Genomic DNA, 2,271 nt, shown 5'->3' on the forward strand with positions numbered 1-2,271 from the left:
TAGTTCTAGCCTACTTACGAAAATCCTCGCGGATTTTCTATTCGGTTTTTATTTGCTAAATTAGGTGCTTAAACCACGCAACAAACCATATACAACAACGTTGGCTTTAATTACTCAGCCAAAACTATGAAATCTGACAAGGACAAAATTGACAAGTTAATAACTCTCGAAAAGGAGAATAATTTAACGAATCATATTTTGACAAGTTTTTTCAATAAAGGAGAAGTTATAGCTGAAAAAAAGAATAACGAATATATTATTTGGGAAAGGAATTATTGGGTAGGAACATTTTATCCAATTTTTAAAATTCATTTCAATGGTTTAGGAGAAATAAAAGAAATTAAAACTGAATTGAGTCTAAATGGAAAATTATGGAGATTCATTTTTGGAGGTTTACTTTTATCCTTCTTTCTCTTTGCTCTAATAATTCCAATAATAGATAATTATGAATACTTTGAGTTTACCGACTTAATTATTATTGGAATCTATGGAATTTTAGCCTCTGGTTTTATTTGGGTTTTAAAAAAAATCTATGAAAATGAAACAAAATATTTATTAAATGACTTAAAAGTTAGTATTGGATTAGAATTAGAGGAAAATATTGAAAAAATAGAAAACTCAAAAAATGAGTGGACTTTAAAAAGAACTTTTTCAAGAATAATCTTTTATCCATTTGCAATTTTTATTATTTGTTTTGCAATTTATGGAATTTATCAAGGAACTGTTACAAGAGGAATATTTGGAATTTTTATTGCTATAGCATATTTATATACTGACATTAAAATAATAAGGAAAAAAAGTGAAGATTTTTAAATATTATATGATTTTGACTCTGCTAGTTTCACTTTCTTGTAAAGAGAAAAAAGAAGGAATTGACAAAAATGGAGAATTAAAGTACTCTATAACAAATGGGAAAACATATATTGAAATTGGAACAAATTCTGAAATCATATTACATTCAAAAAATTTAGGAGAAAGACTTTTGAAAATTACAACAAGAGGAAAATCATCTTTCTCAAATACGTATTCTTCTGAACAAGGTTTTCATATGACAATAAATGCTCAAGAAGATAATATTAAAGATAGTTTTTATGAAATATATTTGACTGAAGTATTGAATAGTAAAGACACTATTGATAGATTTGTGAAAATTCCGGTAGAAATAAAATAACTAAAGCCAACACCGCACAAAATTAATTGCTTGCTTTTTGCTTACTTACGAAAATCCTCGCGGATTTTCTTTGTCAGTAATTATTTTACTAACTTTATAGCTAAACCACGCAACTAACCTTGTACAAACACGTTGTGTGCAATACGAAAAATGACATCGAGACTAAAAAATAACATCAAAGAATTATATGAAACTTTTGAAAAGTATCATAGCAATTCGTATATGAATGGAAGTCCGAATTATGACGATTTAAACAAATGGAATGTGGAATTGTTCTCGAAACAATTAACTGAATTAAATGAAGATGATTTATCTCGTTTCACAGGAAAAGTAATTACGACTTGGGGAAATGCAAACGACTATAAACATTTTCTACCTCGAATTTTTGAATTAACAGCGGAATTAAAAACGCCATATGAAATTTGGATTGCGTTTGACAAACTTACTCTTGCGGAATTCCAAAATTGGGAGGAAAAAGAACAAAAAGTAGTTCACGAATTTATGATTGCTCTTTGGGAAAGTATTATAAATGACAACAGCCGAAAAGCGGAATTTGAATTTAAAGATTATTTTTCTGCGATTGCTCACTTTTATCCGAATTTCACGGAATTACTAAATATTTGGAGTGAATCGGAATCGAAAGCATCAATTAAACATCTATCGGAGTTTATAGTTGACGAACAAACCGCACTTTTTGAAAGAAAAAAAATTAGCGGATTTCACGACCAAAAAGAGAATGCAGAAGAATTTATAGATTGGATTTTATCAGATAAAATGTTGAGTAAAATTCAACAGAAATATTTTGAATGCGAAACAGAAAGTTTTGCCGAAAAAATATCTTGGGCTGAACAAATAATAACAGCAGAACGTAAAAGTACTGCACACAACAACGTGTAAAATTAATTGCTAGTTTTGGCTCACTTGGGAAATTCCTTCGGAATTTCGCCGTTCGTGTTTAATCTAGTAAATTAGTTGCTTGAAACACGCAACTAATCTTACACAAATACGTTGTGCACTATTTGAGAAAAACCGAAAAATGAATAAAAATTCGACTGACATTAAAAAAGTATTTGAAAGTTTCATTTTAGATTTTGTCAAAA

3 protein-coding genes are annotated in these 2,271 nt (G+C 28.7%); all 3 read left to right on the top strand.

The window, feature by feature from the left end; genetic code table 11:
- The first annotated feature begins 126 nt into the window (after positions 1–126).
- Positions 127–813 (top strand): hypothetical protein, encoded by a 687-nt coding sequence (locus MPF13_RS15345; RefSeq protein WP_249983642.1) that lies wholly within the window; start codon positions 127–129, stop codon positions 811–813.
- A gap of 7 nt (positions 814–820) precedes the next feature.
- The gene (locus MPF13_RS15350; protein ID WP_249983643.1) at positions 821–1,171 is read left to right on the top strand and encodes a hypothetical protein; all 351 of its coding nucleotides are present in this window, start codon (positions 821–823) and stop codon (positions 1,169–1,171) included.
- Positions 1,172–1,393: 222 nt separating this feature from the next.
- Positions 1,394–2,068 (top strand): hypothetical protein, encoded by a 675-nt coding sequence (locus tag MPF13_RS15355; RefSeq protein WP_249983644.1) that lies wholly within the window; start codon positions 1,394–1,396, stop codon positions 2,066–2,068.
- The last annotated feature ends 203 nt before the right edge of the window (positions 2,069–2,271 follow it).

Source organism: Polaribacter sp. Z022 (assembly GCF_023555495.1).
GTDB lineage: Bacteria > Bacteroidota > Bacteroidia > Flavobacteriales > Flavobacteriaceae > Polaribacter.